This is a genomic window from Bradyrhizobium canariense, assembly GCF_019402665.1.
Taxonomy (GTDB): domain Bacteria; phylum Pseudomonadota; class Alphaproteobacteria; order Rhizobiales; family Xanthobacteraceae; genus Bradyrhizobium; species Bradyrhizobium canariense.
In genome coordinates this window covers 88,755-111,521 of the sequence record NZ_VSST01000005.1, presented here as the reverse complement: position 1 = coordinate 111,521, position 22,767 = coordinate 88,755, and the positions used below count along the sequence as shown (strand labels likewise).

The 22,767-nt window shown below is 63.9% G+C and carries 21 protein-coding genes; 13 read left to right on the top strand and 8 right to left on the bottom strand.

What is annotated here, in order from left to right; all coding sequences use genetic code 11:
* Positions 1 to 45: 45 nt before the first annotated feature.
* The gene (locus tag FXB41_RS02375; protein WP_035995324.1) at positions 46 to 672 is read right to left on the bottom strand and encodes a glutathione S-transferase family protein; all 627 of its coding nucleotides are present in this window, start codon (positions 670 to 672) and stop codon (positions 46 to 48) included.
* A gap of 198 nt (positions 673 to 870) precedes the next feature.
* Here FXB41_RS02375 and pyrE point away from each other — a divergent pair, with 198 nt between their 5' ends.
* Both pyrE and FXB41_RS02365 read left to right on the top strand, forming a co-directional pair.
* Complete coding sequence (gene pyrE / locus FXB41_RS02370) at positions 871 to 1,434, top strand: orotate phosphoribosyltransferase (protein ID WP_007597730.1); 564 nt, start codon at positions 871 to 873, stop codon at positions 1,432 to 1,434.
* Between the two features lie 256 nt (positions 1,435 to 1,690).
* Positions 1,691 to 2,476 carry a DUF2865 domain-containing protein gene (locus tag FXB41_RS02365; protein WP_219679173.1) on the top strand — a complete coding sequence of 262 codons (786 nt, stop codon included), beginning with the start codon at positions 1,691 to 1,693 and terminating at the stop codon, positions 2,474 to 2,476.
* 122 nt (positions 2,477 to 2,598) lie between these two features.
* On the opposite strand, the gene FXB41_RS02360 is transcribed toward FXB41_RS02365, so the two are convergent.
* A complete protein-coding gene (locus tag FXB41_RS02360; RefSeq protein ID WP_007597734.1) occupies positions 2,599 to 3,030 on the bottom strand; it encodes a hypothetical protein in 432 nt (143 codons plus the stop codon).
* Positions 3,031 to 3,219: 189 nt separating this feature from the next.
* Here FXB41_RS02360 and FXB41_RS02355 point away from each other — a divergent pair, with 189 nt between their 5' ends.
* Positions 3,220 to 3,564 carry a GIY-YIG nuclease family protein gene (locus tag FXB41_RS02355; RefSeq protein WP_219679171.1) on the top strand — a complete coding sequence of 115 codons (345 nt, stop codon included), beginning with the start codon at positions 3,220 to 3,222 and terminating at the stop codon, positions 3,562 to 3,564.
* Here the strand turns inward: FXB41_RS02355 and FXB41_RS02350 are convergent.
* On the bottom strand, positions 3,519 to 3,776 hold the full coding sequence (locus FXB41_RS02350; protein ID WP_007597738.1) for a hypothetical protein: 258 nt from the start codon (positions 3,774 to 3,776) through the stop codon (positions 3,519 to 3,521). The two genes, FXB41_RS02355 and FXB41_RS02350, sit on opposite strands and share 46 nt — an antisense overlap.
* Positions 3,777 to 3,981: 205 nt before the next feature.
* On the opposite strand from FXB41_RS02350, the gene FXB41_RS02345 reads away from it, so the two are divergent.
* Together FXB41_RS02345 and FXB41_RS02340 are read left to right on the top strand one after the other, a co-directional pair.
* Positions 3,982 to 6,498 carry a glycogen/starch/alpha-glucan phosphorylase gene (locus FXB41_RS02345; protein ID WP_007597739.1) on the top strand — a complete coding sequence of 839 codons (2,517 nt, stop codon included), beginning with the start codon at positions 3,982 to 3,984 and terminating at the stop codon, positions 6,496 to 6,498.
* A 94-nt stretch (positions 6,499 to 6,592) separates the two neighbouring features.
* A complete protein-coding gene (locus tag FXB41_RS02340) occupies positions 6,593 to 7,408 on the top strand; it encodes an acyl-CoA thioesterase (RefSeq protein ID WP_219679169.1) in 816 nt (271 codons plus the stop codon).
* A 212-nt stretch (positions 7,409 to 7,620) separates the two neighbouring features.
* On the opposite strand, the gene FXB41_RS02335 is transcribed toward FXB41_RS02340, so the two are convergent.
* The 3 genes from FXB41_RS02335 to FXB41_RS02325 form a co-directional block, all read right to left on the bottom strand.
* Positions 7,621 to 9,237 carry a phosphoenolpyruvate carboxykinase gene (locus tag FXB41_RS02335; protein WP_219679166.1) on the bottom strand — a complete coding sequence of 539 codons (1,617 nt, stop codon included), beginning with the start codon at positions 9,235 to 9,237 and terminating at the stop codon, positions 7,621 to 7,623.
* Positions 9,238 to 9,545: 308 nt separating this feature from the next.
* Entirely contained in the window at positions 9,546 to 12,155 is a 2,610-nt protein-coding gene (locus FXB41_RS02330; RefSeq protein WP_219679165.1) for a CHAT domain-containing protein, read from the bottom strand.
* Positions 12,156 to 12,218: 63 nt separating this feature from the next.
* Positions 12,219 to 12,968 carry a HugZ family pyridoxamine 5'-phosphate oxidase gene (locus FXB41_RS02325; protein ID WP_219679163.1) on the bottom strand — a complete coding sequence of 250 codons (750 nt, stop codon included), beginning with the start codon at positions 12,966 to 12,968 and terminating at the stop codon, positions 12,219 to 12,221.
* Between the two features lie 242 nt (positions 12,969 to 13,210).
* On the opposite strand from FXB41_RS02325, the gene FXB41_RS02320 reads away from it, so the two are divergent.
* The 5 genes from FXB41_RS02320 to FXB41_RS02300 all read left to right on the top strand — a co-directional run bounded on the left by FXB41_RS02320 (position 13,211) and on the right by FXB41_RS02300 (position 17,204).
* A complete protein-coding gene (locus FXB41_RS02320) occupies positions 13,211 to 13,912 on the top strand; it encodes a response regulator transcription factor (protein WP_007597749.1) in 702 nt (233 codons plus the stop codon).
* 116 nt (positions 13,913 to 14,028) lie between these two features.
* Positions 14,029 to 15,834 (top strand): sensor histidine kinase, encoded by a 1,806-nt coding sequence (locus tag FXB41_RS02315; protein ID WP_219679159.1) that lies wholly within the window; start codon positions 14,029 to 14,031, stop codon positions 15,832 to 15,834.
* Positions 15,831 to 16,355 carry an HPr kinase/phosphorylase gene (locus FXB41_RS02310; RefSeq protein WP_219679157.1) on the top strand — a complete coding sequence of 175 codons (525 nt, stop codon included), beginning with the start codon at positions 15,831 to 15,833 and terminating at the stop codon, positions 16,353 to 16,355. Before FXB41_RS02315 ends, FXB41_RS02310 begins: the two co-directional genes overlap by 4 nt.
* A gap of 133 nt (positions 16,356 to 16,488) precedes the next feature.
* Complete coding sequence (locus FXB41_RS02305; protein ID WP_007597752.1) at positions 16,489 to 16,890, top strand: PTS sugar transporter subunit IIA; 402 nt, start codon at positions 16,489 to 16,491, stop codon at positions 16,888 to 16,890.
* Positions 16,887 to 17,204 carry an HPr family phosphocarrier protein gene (locus tag FXB41_RS02300; protein WP_007597753.1) on the top strand — a complete coding sequence of 106 codons (318 nt, stop codon included), beginning with the start codon at positions 16,887 to 16,889 and terminating at the stop codon, positions 17,202 to 17,204. Before FXB41_RS02305 ends, FXB41_RS02300 begins: the two co-directional genes overlap by 4 nt.
* Before the next feature lie 15 nt (positions 17,205 to 17,219).
* Here FXB41_RS02300 and FXB41_RS02295 read toward each other — a convergent pair whose 3' ends face one another.
* Positions 17,220 to 18,845, bottom strand: a complete 1,626-nt coding sequence (locus tag FXB41_RS02295; protein ID WP_219679184.1) for a glycosyltransferase family 39 protein — start codon at positions 18,843 to 18,845, stop codon at positions 17,220 to 17,222.
* 126 nt (positions 18,846 to 18,971) lie between these two features.
* On the opposite strand from FXB41_RS02295, the gene lepA reads away from it, so the two are divergent.
* On the top strand, positions 18,972 to 20,783 hold the full coding sequence (gene lepA / locus FXB41_RS02290; protein ID WP_007597755.1) for a translation elongation factor 4: 1,812 nt from the start codon (positions 18,972 to 18,974) through the stop codon (positions 20,781 to 20,783).
* 208 nt (positions 20,784 to 20,991) lie between these two features.
* Positions 20,992 to 21,279: a hypothetical protein gene (locus FXB41_RS02285; RefSeq protein ID WP_219679155.1), complete on the top strand. Its 288-nt coding sequence runs from the start codon at positions 20,992 to 20,994 to the stop codon at positions 21,277 to 21,279.
* A 208-nt stretch (positions 21,280 to 21,487) separates the two neighbouring features.
* Here the strand turns inward: FXB41_RS02285 and FXB41_RS02280 are convergent, their stop codons facing one another.
* A complete protein-coding gene (locus FXB41_RS02280) occupies positions 21,488 to 22,261 on the bottom strand; it encodes an SDR family NAD(P)-dependent oxidoreductase (protein ID WP_219679153.1) in 774 nt (257 codons plus the stop codon).
* Positions 22,262 to 22,426: 165 nt separating this feature from the next.
* On the opposite strand from FXB41_RS02280, the gene FXB41_RS02275 reads away from it, so the two are divergent.
* Entirely contained in the window at positions 22,427 to 22,765 is a 339-nt protein-coding gene (locus FXB41_RS02275) for a response regulator (RefSeq protein ID WP_219679150.1), read from the top strand.
* The last annotated feature ends 2 nt before the right edge of the window (positions 22,766 to 22,767 follow it).

Genomic DNA, 22,767 nt, shown 5'->3' with positions numbered 1-22,767 from the left:
CTATGTCTCCGGTCTAAACACTTCGCGGGCGATGACACCGTCAGTTCAATCCAGCTTCGCCTCCATGCCCCGCTTCACCGCCGGGCGTGCCATCAGGGCCTCGTACCAGCGCTTCACGTGGGGGAAGTCGGCCAGGTCAACCTTGTGGCGAGGGTGACGCCAGGCCCAGCCCAGGATGGCAAAATCGGCAACCGAGAGCTCGCCGGCGACGAAATCGCGGGCCTCTAGCCGGCGATCGAGGACGCCGTAGAGCCGTCGCGTCTCCGCCATGTAGCGCTTGAGGCCGTAGGCGCGGTCCTGCTCGTTCTCGAGCGCGATGAAATGGTGCACCTGGCCCGGCATCGGCCCGAAACCGCCCATCTGCCACATCAGCCATTCATAGACGGGGATGCGGCCTGAAAGCGATTTCGGCAGGAATTTGCCGGTCTTCTCGCCGAGATAAAGCAGGATCGCGCCCGACTCGAAGATGCTGACGGGCTTGCCGTCCGGGCCATCAGGATCGAGGATCGCGGGGATCTTGTTGTTGGGCGAGAGCTTCAGGAACTGCGGCGCCATTTGTTCGCCCTTGCTGATATTCACCGGGATCACCCTGTAGGGCAGCCCCATCTCCTCCAGCGCGACCGAGATCTTGCGGCCATTCGGCGTATTCCAGGTGTGCAGCTCGATGGTCATTTTCGCGTGTCCTTGCCCAGCCTTCTTGCCGGTTTTCTTGCCCAAGATATCCGGCATCCACCTACTCCAGAAGGTTGCACCCCCACAACCGGCGGGCCGGGATGGCCGATCCCTGTTGACGGGGGAAGCCCCCTCTGGAATGTCGGGGCCGTCGCGGATAAATTCCGCCACTTCCAAAAATGCTCCCGAGGGCCCGCCGTGTCTAAATCAGCCTCCCGCGCCCGCCTGTTCGAGATCATCCGCCGGCGCTCCTTCGGCCGCGGCGAGGTGACGCTCGCGTCGGGCCGCAAGAGCGACTTCTACTTCAACCTCAAGCCGACCATGTTGGACCCGGAGGGCGCGACCCTGCTGGCCGAGCTGACCTATGAGGCGCTGAAGGACGACAATCTCGATTTCATCGGCGGGCTCGAGATGGGCGCGGTGCCGCTGGCTGGCGCGCTGGCGCAGATTTCCTGGATCAAGGGCCATCCGATCGCGGCGTTCTTCGTGCGCAAGAAGCCGAAGGAGCACGGCGCCAAGCTCGCGATCGAGGGGCTGCCCAGGGGCGAGACGCTGGAGGGCAAGCGCGTCGTGATAGTCGAGGATGTCACCACCACCGGCGGCTCGGCGATGAAGGCAGTGGAAGCGGTGCGCGAGACCGGCGCCGAGGTGGTGCTGGTGCTGACCATGGTCGACCGCGAGGAAGGCGCCGACGACACTTTTGGCGCGGCCGGGCTGCCATTCCGCTCGCTGTACAAGGCGTCGGAGTTCTTGAAGGCTTGAGCGGCTAGACTTTCTCCGCCGTCGTACCCGGGCATCCACGTCTTTGCCGCACCAGAGATCGTGGATGGCCGGGACAAGCCCGGCCATGACGAGGTCCACCCCGTCCGGCGACACCGCTCCCCCCTCAACCGCTCATTTACCATCCCGCTCTATGGTGAATCATGTGCTGAGACCTGATGGTCCCGGCCGGTTGGGTAGCGTCGGGTGGAGTAAGCGTTTGCGTACAGTCATGTCCCATGCGCGCCGGAATCGCGCGATGCTCGTAGCCGCGACACTGGCAGCACCGCTGCTTGCAGCTCCGGCCCCGGTTTCGGCCGAAGGCCTGTTCGATTTCTTCTTCGGCGGAATGCAGCAGCAGCAGCAGCAGCAACGGCCCCAGCGTGAGGTGCCGCAGCAGGCGAGCTCCTACGCCGACCCCTTCACCGGCCAGCAGAATGCCGCAGCCCCGCAATACGTGCCGCCGACACGTTCGGCCGCAGCCGGCGGCTCGGGACCGGCGTTCTGCGTGCGCAGCTGCGACGGCAAATATTTTCCGCTGATGCGCGGTCTCACCTCGCCCGCGCAGATGTGTCAGGCCTTCTGTCCTGCCAGCACCACAAAGATCTATTTCGGCTCCTCGATCGACGGCGCGGCGTCGCAGACCGGCGAGCGCTACGCCGATAGCGAGAACGCGTTCGCCTATCGCAAGGCGCTGCGCGCCGACTGCACCTGCAACGGCCGCGAGCCGGTCGGACTTGCTCCGGTCGATCTGGCGCTGGATTCGTCGCTAAAACCCGGCGACGTGATCGCCACCAGCGACGGCCTCGTCGCCTATACCGGCATTCGCGTCGGCAACGACCAGGCCGCGGACTTCACGCCGGTCGCCTCCTATCCCGGTCTCACCGCGCAGGTCCGCGCACGGCTCGGCGAGATGAAGGTGGCGCCGGTGCGCGCCGACACGGTGGCGGCGGATGGCCCCGCCACGGAGATCGTGCGCGAGACGCTGCCCGACGTGACGGTGCCGAAAACGCAAAAGCCAGCGAAGCGGGCGGGGCTGGACTGAAATCCTCATGGTGAGGAGCGCGGAACGCGCGTCTCGAACCATGAAGGCCCGGCTGCTACGGCTCGGCCTTCATCCTTCGAGACGCTTGCTGCGCAAGCTCCTCAGGATGAGGGTTGAGACCGTCAACGTCCGATGATCACGCCGATCACGTTCGGCGCCGCCAGATATTTCTCCTCGATCGCCGCGCGCGCGGCGGCGCGGTTGTCTGCCGTGAGCAGGCCGCGCTTCTCGGCCAGGATCATCCAGCAAAACCCCCACCAGTCGGTGAGCATGCCCTGATCGTCGACGAGGTCATAACCCTGCTCGGCGGCGAAGATGCGCGCTTGCGCTTCGTCCAGCGTGTCGAGGAACAGATGGTCCTCGGCAGAAAACAGATCGTCGCTGACGTCGTCGATGGTGTAGCCCCAGATCGACTGGCACACCGCATTGAACTCGCGGTCGAACTGGTCGTCATCGACCGCGTAGCGCCGCGCCGCCTGATGCAGCCGCGACAGCGAGCGCGCGAAATCGGCGATCCTGGTGAGGGCAAACTGGTCGAAGGCAATGGTGGACATGTAGTCCTCGCGAAGTCTGGCGGACGCTAGATATTGTGTCGGCAACGCGCCGAATCACAATGATATATCAAAGACTTGCTAAAGTGTTCTTAATTTGTTCTGAGGCTAGGCGCGATTGTTGGAGAGCGTCGTCCTGGCGAAAGCCAGGACCCATTACCCCGGTCAGCGTTGCCCTTGCGAGCTGAGGCCATGAGCGCAAGCAGCTACTACGTCTACATCTTGGCGAGCCGCCACCACGGGACAATTTATATTGGCGTCACCAACGACATCCGCGCGCGGCTTGAATTACACCGCTCGGGTCGGGGTTCGAAGTTCGTGCTGAAGTACAAGACATTCCGCCTCGTTCACGTCGAAGCATTCGCGACTCCCCAGGAAGCTATCGCGCGCGAGAAGCAATTGAAATCCTGGAAGCGCGATTGGAAGATCAAGCTGATCGAGCAAGAAAATCCCGATTGGAATGATCGGTCGGGCCGTTGCACCGGTCATGCTCAATTCGCCGCCGACATCAACCTGTCCCCACACGCGCTCGCGTAAAACTTACCGCCGCATTGGCGCTTGATGGCGGCGCAGCGGGCGGCGGGTGATGCGTTTTGCGGGAGTGTGACGGCGCAGCTCAGGCCGTCGACGCTGCGGCCGATCTTGCCGGCGGCGAAGGCGGCGCTGGAGGCGGTGATGCAGACGACGAGAAAGATGGCCGCTGCGATTTCGATCAGCCGTCGCGTCACAGGTCTCATCAGAGCTTTCATGGATGTCTCCTCCACACTGATGGCTGAATTGGCCGCCATTCTAGCACCAAATCCACGTTTCCCCGTATGCGTCCGGGTTCCCAAATCGGCCCGTTCCTTGCATAATTTTACGCCAGCGCAGTGCACGGTCGCACCAGCAATGGTTCCGGTACAGAGGCAAGATGCGTAGGGTCAGTAGTGTTCTCGCGACCAGGAAGTGACGACTTTGCAAGATTCATCGTTCCAGCCCAATTTTCCCGCCGCCAACCAGCCCATCGACGAGCTCGCGCTGGCTGAGATCAAGGGCGCGATTCTGGCGAAGCTGCGCCTTGCCATCGGCAAGGATGCGGGCATGGCGACCAAGCACGACTGGTACCAGGCCGCCGCGCTGGCGCTGCGCGACCGCATCGTGCATCGCTGGCTCACGGCCGAGAAGCACAGCTACGATGCGGGACGCAAGCGCGTCTACTATCTCTCGCTCGAATTCCTGATCGGCCGCCTCTTCAGCGACGCGCTGAACAATATGGGGCTGCTGAAGATCTTCGAGGTCGCGCTCGGCGATCTCGGCGTCTCCTTGCCTGAGCTGCGCAAATGCGAGCCGGACGCGGCGCTCGGCAACGGCGGCCTGGGCCGTCTCGCCGCCTGCTTCATGGAAAGCATGGCGACGCTGTCGATCCCCGCGATCGGCTACGGCATCCGTTATGATTACGGCCTGTTCCGCCAGATCATCAATCAGGGCTGGCAGCAGGAATACCCGGACGAATGGCTCGGCTTCGGCAACCCCTGGGAATTGCAGCGGCCCGAAGTGATCTATGACATTCGCTTCGGCGGCGGTGTCGAGCACGTCGAAGACAAGGGCCGGGATCGCGCGATCTGGCATCCGTCCGAGACCGTGCAGGCGATGGCCTATGACACGCCGATCGTCGGCTGGCGCGGCCAGCACGTCAACGCGCTGCGGCTGTGGTCGGCACGTTCGCCCGATCCGTTGAAGCTCGACGCCTTCAACACCGGCGACTATGTCAGCGCCAGCGCCGAGCAGTCGCGCGCGGAAGCCATTTGTAAATTCCTCTATCCGAACGACGAGAGCCCGGCGGGCCGCGAGCTGCGCCTGCGCCAGGAATATTTCTTCGTCTCGGCTTCGCTGCAGGACCTGATCAAGCGGCATCTTGCGTCGGACGGCCAACTCCGCAGCCTGTCGAGCAAGGTCGCGGTGCAGCTCAACGACACCCATCCGAGCCTCGCCGTCACCGAGCTGATGCGGATCCTGATCGACGACCACAATTTCCGTTGGGACGAGGCCTGGAAGATCACGGTCGCCACGCTGTCCTACACCAACCACACGCTGCTGCCCGAAGCGCTGGAGACCTGGCCGGTCGAGCTGTTCGAACGGCTGTTGCCGCGGCATCTCGAGATCATCTACCGCATCAACGTGCAGCATCTCGCGCTCGCAGAGGCGCGCGCCCCCGGCGACATCGACTTCCGCGCCTCGGTCTCGCTGATCGACGAGAGGAGCGGGCGGCGCGTGCGCATGGGCCAGCTCGCCTTCGTCGGCTCGCACCGCATCAACGGCGTCTCCGCGATGCATTCAGACCTGATGCGCGAGACCGTGTTCCACGACCTCAACCATCTCTATCCCGGTCGCATCACCAACAAGACCAACGGCATCACCTTCCGCCGCTGGCTGATGCTGGCGAACCCGAAGCTGACCGATCTGTTGCGCGAGACCTGCGGCGATGCCGTGCTCGACGATCCGACGCAGCTCAGCCTGATCGAGGCCCGCGCCAGCGACGTCGAATTCCAGAAGAAGTTCCGCGCCGTCAAACATCACAACAAGACCGCGCTGGCGCGCCTGATCGGCGAGCGGCTCGGCATCAAGGTCGATCCGACCGCGCTGTTCGACGTGCAGATCAAGCGCATCCACGAATACAAGCGCCAGCTCCTGAACGTCATCGAGACCGTCGCGCTGTACCAGGCGATCAAGGACGATCCCAACGGCAATTGGGTGCCGCGGGTGAAGATCTTTGCGGGCAAGGCTGCGGCGAGCTACCGTTACGCCAAGCTGATCATCAAGCTGATCAACGACGTTGCGGAAGCCGTCAACAACGATCCCGCGATCGGCGGCAAGCTCAAGGTCGTCTTCCTGCCCGACTACAATGTCAGCCTTGCCGAGGTGATCATTCCCGCCGCCGACCTGTCCGAGCAGATCTCGACGGCCGGCATGGAAGCCTCCGGCACCGGCAACATGAAGCTGTCGCTGAACGGCGCCCTCACCATCGGCACGCTCGACGGCGCCAACATCGAGATCCGCGACCATGTCGGCGCGGAGAACATCGCGATCTTCGGCATGGAAGCCGGCGACGTCATGATCCGGCGCAAGCAGGGGCTGGACGCTTCCGACGTGATCCGCAATTCGCCAAAGCTCCAGCGCGCCATCAACGCGATCGGCGCCGGCGAGTTCTCGCCCGGCGATCCCGGCCGCTTCGAATCGATCGCGCACGCGCTGCGTTATCTCGACCATTACATGGTCAGCGCGGACTTCGATTCCTATTACGAGGCGCAGCGCAGCGTCGATGCGCGTTGGCAGGTGGCGCCGGCCTGGACCCGCGCCTCGATCCTCAACGTCGCGCGCATGGCATGGTTCTCCTCCGACCGCACCATCCGCGAATACGCCGAGGAGATCTGGAACGTGCCGGTGAATCCGACCACACCGCTGCTGCCGACCCTGCGCGACGTCGCGGGCTGATTTTCCGCTGCGTGAAATCGGTTACCCGCGAGATAATTGCACAAGCCGGCGGCGGGCGTGATATGACGTCCGTCATTGAACGCCGGATCAAACGATGCACGCCAAGCTCCCGCACCCTTTCGACGACGCCACCCGCGTCACCGCCGGTGACTCGAGCTGGCAGGGACACACCAGCGACGACTATTGGGCCTTTGTCGGCCCGTTCGGCGGCGCCACTGCTGCGACCATTTTGCGTGCGCTGATCGAGCATCCGGAACGTGCCGGCGATCCGCTGGCGCTCACCGTGAATTACTGCGCGCCGATCGCGAAGGGACCGTTCGATCTCGACGTGCGGCTGGTGAAGGCCAACCGCTCCAGCCAGCACTGGAGCGTCGAACTGTCGCAAGGCGGCGGCGAGGTCGCAACGCTCGCCACCGCCGTATTCGCCGAACGCCGGCCGTCCTGGGAGCACAGGGTGGCGCAATATCCCGATGCAAAGCCGTTCGAACAGACGATGCCGTTCCCGAAGATCGCGGCGTCCTGGGCCAACCAGTATGAATTCCGCTTCGTCGAGGGCGAGATGCGGATCGGCCCGCCGCGGGCCGAGCTCGCCAGCACTTACTCAAAGCTCTGGATCAGTGATCGCGAGCCGCGCAAGCTCGACATGCCGTCGCTGATGTCGATGTCGGACGCCTTCTTCGGCCGCATCTTCCATGCGCGGCGCGAGCTGGTGCCGTTCGGCACGGTGTCGCTGACGACGTATTTCCACACCGACAGCGAAGAGCTCGCGGCCGAGGACATCACGCGCGTGCTGGCGACCGCAGATTCAAAAATCATGCACAAGAGCTACGCCGACCAGAACGCCGAGCTGTGGTCGCCGAACGGAAGGCTGCTCGCGACGAGCACGCAGATCGCGTATTTCAAAGCGTAGCTGCTTCCCCTCTCCCCTTGCGGGAGAGGGTGGCTCGTCGCGAAGCGACGAGACGGGTGAGGGATTCTCTCCGCGAGCGCTTCTCTTGCGGTTGAACGCGCGGAGAGAACCCCTCATCCGGCACTTCGCGCCACCTTCTCCCGCAAGGGGAGAAGGAAAGATAAAAAAGGGCGGCCTCGCGGCCGCCCTTTTCGATTTCAAGCGCGGCGATCTTACTCCGCCGCGAGCTTCACGTCCGGCGCTGCGGCGCGGACTTCGGCGTCGACCTGGGCTTCGAACTTCGCAAAGTTCTTCTGGAACATCCCGACCAGCGCGCGGGCGGTCTTGTCGAACTCGTCCTTGTCCTTCCAGGTATTGACCGGGTTGAGGATCTCGCTCGGCACGCCCGGCAGCGCGGTCGGGACCGCGAAGCCGAAATATTTGTCGGTGCGGAATTGGACGTTGCGAAGCGAGCCGTCGAGCGCAGCGGTGAGCAGCGCGCGCGTCACCTTGATCGGCATGCGCGAGCCGACACCGTACTTGCCGCCGGTCCACCCCGTGTTGACCAGCCAGCAGTCGACATTGTGCTGGGCGATCAGGTCGCGCAGCATGTTGCCGTAGACGGAGGGGTCGAGCGGCAGGAAGGGCGAACCGAAGCAGGTCGAGAATTCCGGCTGCGGCTCGTTGCCAAGACCGCGCTCGGTGCCCGCGACCTTGGCGGTGTAGCCCGACAGGAAGTGATACATCGCCTGCGCCGGCGAGAGCTTGGCGATCGGCGGCAGCACGCCGAAGGCGTCGGCGGCGAGCATCACCACGTTCTTCGGCTGCGGCGCGCGGCCGGTGCGCGAGGCGTTCGGGATGAATTCGAGCGGATACGCCGAGCGCGTGTTCTCGGTCTTGGAGCCGTCGTCGAAATCGACCACGCGGGTGTCTTCGTCGAGCACGCAGTTCTCGAGCACCGCGCCGAAGCGCGTCGACGCCGCGTAGATCTCGGGCTCGGCTTCCTGCGACAGCTTGATGCACTTGGCGTAGCAGCCGCCTTCGAAGTTGAAGACGCCGTTCGGGCCCCAGCCGTGCTCGTCATCGCCGATCAGCGTGCGGTTCGGATCGGCGGACAGCGTGGTCTTGCCGGTGCCGGACAGGCCGAAGAAGATCGCGGCATCGCCCTTGGCGCCGACATTGGCCGAGCAATGCATCGGCATCACGCCACGCTCGGGCAGATAGTAGTTCAGCGTGGTGAAGACCGACTTCTTCATCTCGCCGGCATAATAAGACCCGCCGATCAGCACGATCTTGCGGGCGAAATCGATCGCGACGACGTTCTCCGACTTGCAGCCATGGCGCTTCGGATCAGCGCGGAAGCTCGGCATGTCGATGATGGTGAGCTCGGGCACGAACGCCGAGAGCTCGACCGCCTCGGGACGGATCAGCAGCGTGCGGATGAACAGCGAGTGCCAGGCGAGCTCGGTGAAGACGCGGGTCTTGATGCGATAAGCCGGATCAGCGCCGCCATAGAGGTCCTGCGCGAACAGCGACTTGCCTTCGGCATGCTTGAGGAAGTCCTGGTAGAGCGTCTCGAACTGCTCCGCTGTGATCGACTGGTTGCCGGCCCACCACATCTTCTTGTCGGTGGTGGCGTCACGCACCGTGAACTTGTCCTTGGGGCTGCGGCCGGTGAACTCGCCGGTGTCGGCGCAGAGCGCGCCGTCGGCAGACAACACCGCCTCGCCCGCTGCGAGCGAGTATTGATAGAGTTGCGGCGCACCCAGGTTCCAGTGAACCTGCTTGAGATTCTTTAAGCCAAATTTGTCGGCACCGAAGGCACCGTTGCGCACGCCCGTCTCTTGCACGAAAAACCCTCCTAGAACCCGCGACACTCAGCGCGATCATGCTTTGGCGCCATCGCAGTCACCGTGAATAACAGGCCGTCCGGCCTCGGTTGGAACGACCTAATACTGATGAACGCTGGCGTTGCCAAGCTGATCCCTTAGGATTTGGTTTATTCAAGGACCGCGCCAAACGTCGCGCATGTCAGCTCTGAGCAGGCGCACCAAAAAATCAACAATGATCGCGCAACCAAATAGGCGTTTCGGCGTTTCCCAAGGTTATTGCGACGCACAACGCCGAATAGAGTCTCGACGAAATTTCCAAGCCCACCCTATCTTACCGCGCCTTCGCCGATGAGCGCGAAGGGCCCCCACATCGCAGGATAGGCGTTGCGCGGTGACGAGGTGTCGTCAACGTAGGTTAACATCGCGCGGCGCAAGGCTTCGGCACGCCCCATTTTTGGTTCGTTTTTGAGCAGCTCGAAAGTCATCGTGGTCAGGCGGGTGGCAGCTTCCGAATCCACGGCCCAATGCGAGACCAGGAGTGCGCGCGCACCGGCGTAGAAGAACGAGCGCGCCAGTCCCGACAGAGCCTCGGCGCCCGGCTTGTCGCCTGCAATGGTATTGCAGGCCGACAGCACAACCCAATCCGCATTGAGCTTGAGCTGAGCGACTTCACTTGCAGTGAGGAGACCGTCGTCGAGCTCTGTCGGCTGATCGGGAATGGAGAGCGCGAGCGAGGGCTCACCCAGTCCCTTGATGTCGCCGGCAACGAGGCCGTGGGTGGCAAAGTAGATGATGCCGTATTGAGCAAGCGCTGCACGCTTGAGCGTCGTCTCGCTGGCGTCGCGGCCGAGATGAATATCGGCCTCGGCAGCGCCGACATCCCTGGCCACCGCGTTCAACTCGTCGGCGGTGTCGGGCAGTTGCGGCAACGCCTGCGCAAGCCGCGCGCGATCGACGCCGGCACCGCGCCAGAAATCGCTATAGGCAATGGTCGCGATGCTGCGCGCGGCGACCTTGCCGTTCGCGGCGCGCCGCTCGGCGGGCGCTTCCAGTGCAGGATTGAACACGGGATCGCCGAAGCCGGTCATCGGCTTCACGCTTTGGTCCCGACGCGCAAAGGCCCGCAACGATTTCAGACTGACCACCGACGGCAGCACCGAGACGGCCTGACGCCGCAGCAGCCAGGCAGCGCTGCGATAGCCTTCGAGCGTGTCGGGGATCGCAGCCTGCGGCTTCTCGGTGACGAGCAGATGAAACGGTAATGCGGTCAGCGCAGCCGACGGCACCACCAGCAGGCTGCGCTTGTCCTTTGTCAACGCCTCGACCGGACCGAGCAGCGCGACATGGAGTTCGTTGGCGAGCGCGAGATCGAACAATCCGGATTTGCCGGAGGCATCGCGCGCCTTGCCGACGTCGAGTCCCTTGCGGAATGCCGTCACCTTCTGCGTCAGCGCATCCGCGCCGAGTGGGATGGCCATCCAGTCGACGCCCTCGCGCGTGATCGCGATGACATAGCTCTGCTTGTCGACGACGGAGTAGAGCACCATCGCTTCGTCGGCTGATAGCAGCAGCTGGATGTCCTTTGCCGTCAACGGCTGGGGATTGGAGAGCGACGCGTAGTCGGGAAACTCGACCGCGAGCGTCTTCTGCAAGCCCGCACGCTCGTTGGCAATCGTTGCAATCCGCGCGCGGCTGCGCTGCTCGGTTGCGAGATCGCGCTGCGCGGATTGCTTCGACACTGCGGTGACGATCGCCTTGTCGAGTGCCTCGGATTCAGCCGCAAGATCCTGGTCCCGGCGAACCAGCTCGGCGAGCCGGTCGCTGCCGGCGGCAAGCCGAACCGCGAGCTTGTTCACGGCTGATGCGGCGGAGGATTGTGTGCCGCGCTGGATCGCGGCGAGGGCCTCGTCCAGCGCCTTGTCGCCGGGCAGCAGATCTTGTTGGCGTGCGGCAAACAGGACCGGCAACACGACGCGCAACTGGGCGCGATCGCCCCGAAGCGTCCTTTCCGCGAACGGCAATGCGTCCGCGGTGCGCCCGGCCACGTAGAGGAAATAAGCGAGATTGCTGGTCGAGGTCATGACCTCGGGATGATCAGGCCCAAGCGCGCGTTCGCGGATGAGCAGCGCGCGGCGATAGAGCGGCTCGGCGTCGCCGTAGCGCTGCTGGTGCTCGTAGAGGCCTGCGAGATTGTTCAGCGAGCGGGCGACGTCGGGATGATCCGGTCCCAGCACCTTCTCGCGGATCGCGAGCGAGCGCTTGATCGGCGCTTCCGCGTCGGCATCGCGGTTGAGATCGCGATAGACTTGGCCGAGATTGTTCAGGACCGTCGCCACCGCCGGATGCTCGGGGCCGCCGGCCTTCTGATAGATCGCGAGCGCCCGGTGAAACAACGGTTCGGCGTCTGCATAGTGCTTCTGCTTCACATAGAGCGTGGCGAGATTATTGAGCGACTGCCCGACATCGGGATGCTCGCGCGACAGCCCCTTCTCGCGAACGGCGAGCGCTCGCCTGAACAGCGGCTCGGCCTCGGCGTAGCGACTCTGCCGCTGGTAAAGCGCGGCGAGATTGCTCAGTTCGGCTCCAATCAACGGGGTTTCGAAACCGAGCGACTTTTCCATCAGCATGATGGCGCGCTTGTAGAGCGGCTCCGCCAGATCGTCGTGGCCCTGACCGGCATGAACCTGGCCAAGGTTGTTCAGCGCGGCGGCGAGGTCGCGACCGGTATCGCTCTTCTCCAGGCTCGCGACCATGCCTTGCGCCAACGGCAGTGCTTCCGAATATCTGCCGGCGCTCATCAGTGCGTTGATCCGCTCGCCCTCCGCGGCGAGACCTTTCTGAGCAAGGCTTGTCTGGGCAAGGCCGGGCGTGACAAGCGATGCGGTGATCGCGAGCGTCAAACCCGCAACCAGCGTCAGTCTATTCCATTCTGCCATGACGCTCTCGCCGCCGTCTTCTGACCAATTATGGTCTTGGGTCGCGGCGATGGGCAGCAGCGTTCAATCTTTTGCGCTCTGGTCCATCCTGGTGCGCGCTTCGCCGGCGAGGCGAACCAGCATCTTGCGCAGCGCGGTGCCATCAGTAACCCGCTCCGGGAAGTCCAGCCGCAAGGCGGTCTGGCCGTCCTGCATGTCGAGGCCCTCCGGATCGCAGCCGGTGCAGCGCCAGTCGCCCGCGGCAGCGCCCAGCAGTTTTGTTGCATAGAGGCCCATGGCCTCGCGGTGGTCGGCATTCATGTGCTCGACCGCGCCCTGCTCCGCCGCCAGCAAGTCCTCGGCCCCCGTGAGGTCCGTCAGGAATTGCTCCGGCTTGAGATCGACGATCCGGCCGAAGCCGGCGACCAGATGGGTTCCCGTAGGTCGGATCCGAAAGAAAGAAAAATCCTTAAACGAAACAAAGGCTTCCGCTGAGGGATGAGCATTGAGATACCGTCGCCGGAGCAGATCCTTGTCCGCATCGGCCGGCTCGGCATGGCCGGACAGCATGATTCGGGCACCTTCCAGCGGATCGCCCGCCGCCCGCTCATCCAGCATCAGGGACACCCGGCTGTCGGCCAGGATGTTCCTGGTGTGCACGGCCAATCCCGAGATCAGCAGGATCGGGGAGCCATCCGGATGGCTCGCCAGATTGACCAGGGAACAATAGGGATCGCCGCTGCCGGCCATCAATGTCGCCAGGGCCCCCTGCCGTGACCGCCGCAGCAGCGATTTGGCGAGCTTTCCGGGGTCGAAATCGGAGGTCGGTTGCATCGGCTTTCTCGGGTCAGGTGGTTGCATGGAGGGCCTTTTTTCGGGTAAACCGGGGCCCGGATATGGGTCGAGATGCGGCGAATCTGCCGTGTTTCGTGGAACTTGGTCACACTTCAGCCTAGCTTGCATTGCTCGGTGACAAGGTTCGAATGCCAACATCGGCACCCATGTATGCGGCGCATCAGTGGATTGCTCGCCGTTTTCAAGCCACGACCCAAACGGAAAGCAGAAAGCAGAGGCTCATGCCCACAATCGCTTTGGTCGACGACGACCGCAACATTCTCACATCCGTCTCGATCGCGCTGGAGGCCGAAGGCTACCGCATCATGACCTATACCGACGGCGCCTCGGCGCTCGACGGTTTCCGCACCACCCAGCCCGATCTTGCCATCCTCGACATCAAGATGCCGCGCATGGACGGCATGGAGACGTTGCGCCGGCTGCGGCAGAAATCCGATCTGCCGGTGATCTTCCTGACCTCCAAGGACGAAGAGATCGACGAGCTGTTCGGCCTCAAGATGGGCGCCGACGACTTCATCCGCAAACCGTTCTCGCAGCGCCTGCTGGTCGAGCGCGTCAAGGCGGTGCTGCGCCGCTCGGCGCCGAAGGATCCGACCGTCACGCCGAAGGAGAACGACGCCAAGGCGCTCGACCGCGGCCTGCTGCGCATGGATCCTGAACGGCACACCTGCACCTGGAAAAATGAGCCGGTGACGCTGACCGTCACCGAATTCCTGATCCTGCAGGCGCTCGCGACCCGGCCCGGCGTGGTGAAGAGCCGCAACGCGCTGATGGACGCCGCCTATGACGACCAGGTCTATGTCGACGACCGCACCATCGACAGCCACATCAAGCGGCTGCGCAAGAAGTTCAAGGTCGTCGACAACGAGTTCGAGATGATCGAGACGCTCTACGGCGTCGGCTACCGCTTCAAGGAAGCCTGAGGCGCGCGCGCCTCCACGAAAGACCGAGAGCATCGCCGGTTCTGATTCCATCGGGACCGGGATGGCTCTAGGATGCGGGGACCTTCGCACGAGCTGTCCTAACGCGGGCGTGAGCATTGCTTGACCGAACGCAGCCTGACGAGAACCAGAACGCCGAGGACGTCACCGCCCGCGGCGCTCCGGATCAATTGGCCGATGACAAGCCGGCCGTGCGGGGCTGGCGTCCGCTGAACTGGCTGAAACGCGCCGGGCAGTTCTTCTTCGCGCTGTCCTTCTCGAGCCTGACCCGCCGCATCGTTTCGCTCAACCTCGCCGGCCTCGTCGCGCTGGTGGCGAGCATCCTCTATCTGTCGCAATTCCGCGCCGGCCTGATCGACGCGCGCGCGCAGAGCCTGCTGGTGCAGGCGGAGATCATCGCCGGCGCGATCGCGGCCTCCGCGACGGTGCAGACCAACGCCATCACCATCGACCCCGACCGGTTGCTCGACCTCAAGCCGGGCGAGACCTATGGCGGGTCGGACGAGTATTCCCCGCTGGATTTTCCGATCAATCCGGAGCGCGTGGCGCCGGTGCTGCGCACGCTGATCTCGCCGACCAAGACGCGCGCCCGCATCTACGACCCGAACGGCAGCCTGTTGGTCGACAGCCGCAGCCTCGATACCGTGGTGCGCTTCCCCCTGCCGTCAGTCTCCGCCGAGAAGCCGGGCATGGTCGAACGCGGCATGGTCGCGGTTCGTACTTGGCTCAATCGCGGCGACCTGCCGCTCTATCGCGAGCTCGGCCCCGAGAACGGCAATGGCTATGCGGAGGTGGGCGACGCGCTTCAGGGCCAGAAGCGCTCGATGGTGCGGGTCAATGCGCGCGGCGAGGTGATCGTCTCGGTCGCGGTCCCCGTGCTGCGCTCGCGCGCCATCCATGGCGCGCTGATGCTGTCGACGCAGGGCGACGACATCGACCAGATGGTCACCGCGGAGCGCCTCGCGATCCTCAAGGTGGGCGGTGTCGCCGCCGCGGTCATGATCATGCTGTCGCTGCTGCTCGCCAGCACGATCGCAGGTCCGGTCCGCCGGCTCGCAGACAGCGCCGAGCTGATCCGCCGCCGCATCAGGACCCGGGTCGAAATTCCCGACTTCACACGTCGTCGCGACGAGATCGGCCATCTCTCCGGTGCGCTGCGCGACATGACCAGTGCACTCTACAGCCGCATCGAAGCGATCGAGATGTTCGCCGCCGACGTCGCCCACGAATTGAAGAACCCGTTGACCTCGTTGCGCTCCGCGGTCGAGACGTTGCCGCTGGCGCGCAACGAGAACAGCCGCGCGCGGCTGCTCGAGGTGATCGAGCATGACGTCAAGCGGCTCGACCGGCTGATCTCGGACATCTCCGACGCCAGCCGTCTCGATGCCGAACTGCAGCGCCAGGATGCGATCCCGGTCGACCTGCGCCGCCTGCTGACGACGCTCGTCTCCGTCGCCAATGAAACCAAGCTCGGCCATGACGTCGCGGTCGAAATGCGTTTCGAGGGCCGCAGCCCGACCGACAATTTCGCCGTGACCGGCCACGATTCGCGGCTCGGACAGGTGGTCTCCAACCTGCTCTCGAACGCACAGTCCTTCTCCGAGCCCGGCAACAAGGTGCGCCTCACCTGCCGCCGCGTGCGCGGAGAGATCGAGATCGTGGTCGACGACGACGGCCCCGGAATCCGCGACGACGCGCTGGAGCGCATCTTCGAGCGCTTCTACACCGACCGACCTCATCAGGGCTTTGGCCAGAACTCCGGCCTCGGCCTGTCGATCTCCAAGCAGATCGTCGACGCGCATGGCGGACGCATCTGGGCCGAGAACCGCCCCGGCCCGGCGGACGAGGACGGAGCGCCTAGTGTTGTCGGCGCGCGCTTCGTGGTGAGGCTGCCGGCGCTATGAGCGACGGCGGCCCCAGCATTCACGCCTCGGCGGTCAAGGTTGGAGATCTGGCGGTGCTGATCCGCGGGCCCTCGGGCTCCGGCAAGTCGCGCCTTGCCTTCGATTTGATCATGGCGGGGCGTAGCGGCGTGCTCGAAAGGGCCGTTCTGATCGGTGATGACCGTGTCCATCTGGCGACACTCGGCCGCGAAATTGAGGTCCGCCCCGCTCAGCTCCTGGCCGGCCTGATCGAGATCCGGGGGCTGGGAATCCGCCGCTGCGACTTTGTGGAGCATGCGACCGTCGGCCTCGTGGTCGATCTGGACGCCGCGGATGCGGAGCGGCTGCCGCCGGCAGAATCCTTAAAAGCAGTCATTTTCGGTGTCGAAATACCGCGAATACCTGTGGGCCGCGACTATTTGCCCCTCCCTCTGGTTGTCGCGGCCTTGACCACTACCAAGAGTTCATCTTCCGTTAACCCTTCAGCCGATTGTTTGAAGGGAAATGGTAACCATATGAACCCCACACTCGCGACCGAATAGACCGGCGCAGCTCCCCTTATCCATCCGTCTAGATTCAGGGAGATACGCAACATCCCCTCTTGCGCGGGGGCTCTGGATGGTCAAAGTGGCGCGTTCGTGCGGTGCACCAAAAGCGCCCGCGAGGAGTTTTCCGATGATTGGTCTAGTACTTGTGACCCACGGGCGCCTTGCCGACGAATTCAAGGCAGCGCTTGAACATGTCATGGGCCCACAAAAGCAAATCGAAGCGATCACGATCGGCGCCGAAGATGATTCCGATCTCTGTCGAAGCGACATTATCGAGGCGGTTAACCGCGTCGATTCCGGCGACGGCGTCGCGATCCTCACCGACATGTTCGGCGGCACGCCGTCCAATTTGGCAATATCCTGCATGAGCCGGCCGAAGGTCGAAGTGCTCGCGGGCATCAACCTTCCCATGCTGGTGAAGCTCGCCAAGGTGCGCGAGGAGCGTCCGCTCCCCGACGCGATCGCGATGGCCCAGGAAGCCGGCCGCAAATACGTCACCATCGCCAGCCGCGTCCTCGCCGGCAAATGAGCGACGAGGCGCCGCAAGCCGGGACGGGCGTGCCCGCGGGCGCGATCTCCAAGGACCTCCTGATCATCAACAAGCGCGGCCTGCACGCGCGGGCCTCCGCCAAGTTCGTCCAGGCCGTCGAGCGCTTCAACGCGCAGGTCTGGGTGACGCGCGGCGGCGAAACCGTCGGCGGCACCTCGATCATGGGCCTGATGATGCTCGCCGCCGGTCCCGGCACCACCATCACGGTCGCCGCTTCCGGCGACGATGCCGAAGCCGCGCTCGCGGCGATCACCGAACTCGTTGAAAGCAAATTCAACGAGGAAGGGATTTAGGCGGCTTCGCCTCGATCATTTCCCCGGCGGCGCGATGTAGATGTTCCAGCTCATCGACGGACCGGCCTTGCCGTGGGTGAAACGGCGCGTCGTCATGACGATGCGCTCGGCGTTTGGCGCAACTTCGGACACCCATTTCTCGAACGCCGGCAGGCGGCCGTCGGCCGGGTCGAACACGCCGATGAAGCCGTATCGCTTGACGTCATCGGGCGAAATCAACCCGGACCCCCAGGCTTCGAGCGGCGTGAACGCGGCCGGATGATCCGGGCTGTAGAACACCATCGGCTGGATCGACTCCATGGTGCCGGCGACGACCGCCCAGCGCGAGGCGAAGCGCGCGTGCCAGGCCTGCGTCAGCTCGCGTGCGAGATCCGAGCGCGCGCCATAAGTCGCCGTGTTGCCGGCATTGGCCGCCATCTCGCGCGCGGCGATCCACGGCGAGGCAGCGAGCGTGGCAACGCTGAGCACGAGCCAGATCGCGACAATGTTGAACAGCGCCGCACTCTGCACCCGCAACGCCGGGATCGCGACCAGCGAGAGCGGCACCAGAAAGAACAGCGAGATGCCCCAATCGGTCTTCATGTAGATGCTGAAGGCCAGCGCGCCGAGCGCCGGGCCGACCGCGACGATGATCTGGATAATCCAGACGTTGCGCGCCTGCGAAAGGTTCACGCTCACATTCGCGCCGCGCGCCCAGGCCCGCGTGACGATGCGCAAGGGCGCACGCAGGAGCAGCCTGAACCAAGGCGGCACCAGCGCCATCGCCAGTGCAGCCAGCGCCACCGGCAATGCCAGCAGCGCGACATTATGCAGGGCATAGCCGGCCACGAGCTGATGCACCTGGCCGCTGTCCTCGAGGCTGTAAGTATCGCCCGCATAGGTCAGCGGCACGAAATGCGCGTCCGCCAGCCAGACGATGTGCGGGATCATCGCCACCACCATCGACGCGATCGCAACCCATGGCGCCGGCGACGACAGGAATCTCATCCGCTCCGGATGGATCAGCGCGGCGAGCCCGATGGCGCCGATCATGGTCAGCACCCAGTATTTGGTCATCAGCGCCAGCGCGCCGGCAAGGCCGAGCAAGATCCCGGATTGCCAGCTCCGCTTCTCGAACGCATTGAGATAAGCGAGCACGAGGAGCGGCAAGGTGACGAGCTGGAGCAGATCGGGATTGTACTTGAAACCCTTGAAATTGAAGATCGGGTAGAGCGCGACCATCACCACGACCAGGAACGCGCGCCGCGCATCCACGACGCGTAGCGCGATGAGCCAGCAGATCACCATACCGGTGCTGACGGTCGTCATCGCCAGCGCATAGGTCGCCCAGTCCGTCGGCGGGAACAATGTGAACCAGAGGCCGGCGACCCAGCCGGACAGCGGCGGGTGCTTGCCGTAGCCCCAGAGGAATTTCTGGCCCCAGCCCCAGGCTTCCGCGACGTCCATGTGAACGTCCTGCGCGGCCTTGAGATTGATCAGGATGAAGGTCCAGAGCACCGCATGCAGGATGGCGAGCTGGATCACCAGCCAGAGGCGCGCCTCGGGGCGGGTCGCGCTGGCAACCAGCCAGGCCCGAAAGCGGGCATAGCTCACCCGGGTCTTCGCGCGCGCTCGGGCAGACGGGATCGAGGTCGTCGACATGGGCCTGGACATCAGGCGTTGCGTAGCGCGTTTCGGGCTGTCGTGGAATCAGCTTGGCGTGAACAAAGGCCCTGAAAATACAGCAATATGGTTGCCGCACGGGGATGTGAGTGGTATCCCGCGCCCATGACGACCGTCCCCATTTCCAACATCCGCAATTTCTCCATCGTCGCCCATATCGACCATGGCAAATCGACGCTGGCCGACCGCCTGATTCAGATGACCGGCGGCCTCACCGACCGGGAAATGGCGGGCAAGGAGCAGGTGCTCGATTCCATGGACATCGAGCGCGAGCGCGGCATCACCATCAAGGCGCAGACGGTGCGCCTCGCCTACCGCGCCAAGGACGGCAAGGATTACATCTTCAACCTGATGGACACGCCCGGCCATGTCGACTTCGCCTACGAAGTCTCGCGGTCGCTGGCGGCCTGCGAGGGTTCCCTGCTGGTGGTCGACGCCAGCCAGGGCGTCGAGGCGCAGACGCTCGCCAACGTCTACCACGCGCTCGATGCGGGGCATGAGATCGTTCCGGTCCTGAACAAGGTCGACCTCCCCGCCGCAGAGCCCGAGAAGGTCAAGCAACAGATCGAGGACGTCATCGGCATCGACGCCTCCGAATCCGTGATGATCTCGGCCAAGACCGGCCTCGGCGTGCCCGATGTGCTGGAAGCGATCGTCACCCGCCTGCCGCCGCCGAAGGGCGACCGCGAGGCGACGCTGAAGGCGCTGCTGGTCGACAGCTGGTACGACGTCTATCTCGGCGTCGTCGTGCTGATCCGCGTCGTCGACGGTGTCATGAAGAAGGGCAGCCGGGTTCGCATGATGGGCACGGGCGCGGCCTATGACATCGAGCGCGTCGGCTTCTTCACCCCGAAGATGACGCAGGTCGACGAGCTCGGCCCCGGCGAGATCGGCTTCATCACCGCCGCGATCAAAGAAGTGGCCGACACCCGCGTCGGCGACACCATCACCGACGACAAGAAGCCTGTCACCGAGATGCTGGCGGGCTTCAAGCCGGCCATTCCCGTGGTGTTCTGCGGCCTGTTCCCCGCCGACGCCGACGACTTCGAGACCTTGCGCGCGGCGATGGGCAAGCTGCGCCTCAACGATGCCAGCTTCTCCTACGAGATGGAGACCTCGGCCGCACTCGGCTTCGGCTTCCGCTGCGGCTTCCTCGGGCTGTTGCATCTGGAGATCATCCAGGAGCGTCTGTCGCGCGAATTCGATCTCAATCTGATCGCGACCGCGCCGAGCGTGATCTACAAGATGAGCCTGACCGACGGGCAGGAAATCTCGATCCACAATCCTGTCGACATGCCTGATGTGGTCAAGATCGCGGAGATCCAGGAGCCCTGGATCGAGGCCACGATTCTCACGCCTGACGAATATCTCGGCAGCGTGCTCAAGCTGTGCCAGGACCGCCGCGGCGTGCAGAAGGAGCTGACCTATGTCGGCTCCCGCGCCATGGTGAAATACGATCTGCCGCTCAACGAGGTCGTGTTCGACTTCTACGACCGCCTCAAGTCGGTCTCCAAAGGCTACGCCTCGTTCGACTATCATCTCACCGACTACAAGCCGGCCGATCTGGTGAAGATGCAGATCCTCGTCAACAACGAGCCGGTCGACGCGCTCTCGATGCTGGTCCACCGCACCCGCGCGGAGGGGCGCGGCCGCGCCATGGTCGAGAAGATGAAGGATTTGATCCCGCCGCACATGTTCCAGATCCCGATCCAGGCGGCGATCGGCGGCAAGGTGATCGCCCGCGAGACGGTGCGCGCGCTGCGCAAGGACGTCACCGCAAAGTGCTACGGCGGCGACATCACGCGCAAACGAAAACTTCTGGAGAAGCAGAAGGAAGGCAAGAAGAAGATGCGGCAGTTCGGCAAGGTCGACATCCCGCAGGAAGCCTTCATTGCCGCGCTGAAGGTGGATAGCTGAGGCGGGGGCCTAGCCCGGCTCGAGCGAAACAACACAGGTCCGGTAGGGATGTTTGGGGCCGGATAACAAAAAACGCGAAAACAACCCCATGCACAGTAGCCGGCACGTTGTTGGCACAAGGTTTTTCCAACTTCCGATTTTACGAATCCTGTTTGACTCGTCGGGCAAAACAGGAGCATCATGGCAGCGGTGCGGTCGGCAGGCGGCGATGTCCCATCAAAGCAAACCAGTCGTGCTCGTGGCCCGAATACCGGCAGAGGGTATCGCGGACTTTCGAGCCTACGAGGGCGCGGTTCTGCCGCTATTGCCCGAGTTCAACGGACGTCTGGACCGTCGGCTTCGAACTCCGGATGGCACCATCGAGATGCACATCGTCAGCTTCGCATCCGATGAGGACTTTCAAAACTATCGGAATGACCCTCGGCGGACAGGTCAGGCCTCGTTGCTGGAAAAATCAGCAGCCAAGCTGGAAGTGTTTCCGATAGCGGACGTCTGACGGACCTCACGCGAGGTCTTCGGTGCGATTGGAGGAACACCGGCTCGACGAGGCATCGGTGCACATTCCGGTCATTTGGACCAACGCCCGATCAGCTCGTAGGATCGGTTGAGCTCTTGCGAAACCCATCGGCCGACGAGCGCTGTCTGGAAGTTTGATGGGTTTCGCTTGCGCTCTACCCATCCTACGAGCATCAGGCGAATTGCTTCTACGCCGGGGGCAGCATCACCCCCGTCAACTCGCCCAGTCTGTCGAGAAGCCTGTCCTGAAAATCGGGATCGGTCGCTTCGTGCGCCGGCTCTTGTTGCCGGAGGTCATGCCAGTAACGACCGCTGACCAGGGCGGCGGGATCATCGCTCACAGCGAGCCAGGTCTGCGTCCGTTGTCCGGTGGCCACGCCGACCGGCGCTCCGGCACCGCCCATTTTGGTGCGCGCCCAGCCGGGATCGACGGCGTTGCTCAGCACCTGCGGCCAACGCCGCGCCAAGGCAAAGGCCAGTGCGACCATGTGCAACTTGCTCTCCGCGTACGCCTGGGCTGGATCCCAGGCTCGCCTCGTCCAGTCGAGATCGTTCAACGATCCCTCTCCGCCGCGATGAAGCCCGCTGCTGAGATACACCAGCCGATCGGGGCGCTTCATCAGGGCGGTGAGCACATAGGGCGCGAGCGTGTTGACCGCCAGGGTGGAGGCGTGGCCTTCGGGCGTCGGGCCGCGGCTGCGCTCGGTATAGACGCCGGCGTTGTGGATGACCGCGTCCATTCGTCCGATCGCGTTGACCTGATCTGCCACATGCCTCGTCTGGGCGGCGCTCTTGAGATCGCCGATCACGACCCGTGCGGAATGCGAGTCAAGCTCGGAGATTGCCGCCGCACGTTCCGCCGATCGTGCGTGCAGGACGATTTGGTGGCCCTGTTCGAGGAGAGACTGGGCAGCTGCGCGGCCCAGACCGTCCGTGCTGCCCGTGATGAAGACGATTGCCATTGCCACTCCTGTCCGATCCCCGCTTCGGCGCCTCCGTCGAAGCCTCAAGGAGAATGCAACATGTTCGACTGATCATGCCGTGCGCAGGTCGCTGCGAACGAAGACATCACAACCGAACAATCTTCCGGGATGCGCATTAACATCCGATAAGTTGGGAATGACCGCATGTCGAATTTCGTCATGCTGCTGGTCGAGGATGACTCGCTCCAGCGCGAAGTTCTATCCGACCTCCTCAAGGACGAAGGGTTCGAAGTCGTCGAATGTGCCACCGCAGAAGCGGCGGAGCTTATCGTGGCGTCGACGGGCACGGAGCTGCGGGCGCTCATCACCGATCACAACCTCGCAGGGAGAATGACCGGGCTCGAGCTCGCAGAGTACGCTCGCAGTGCCCATCCGGGGCTGAACATCGTGCTGATGTCCGGGACAATGATGGCGCCGCTGCCGCCCAACACGATTTTTTTGCGCAAGCCGTTTGTGCCAGCTCATTTGCTGGCGGCCGTGTAGAA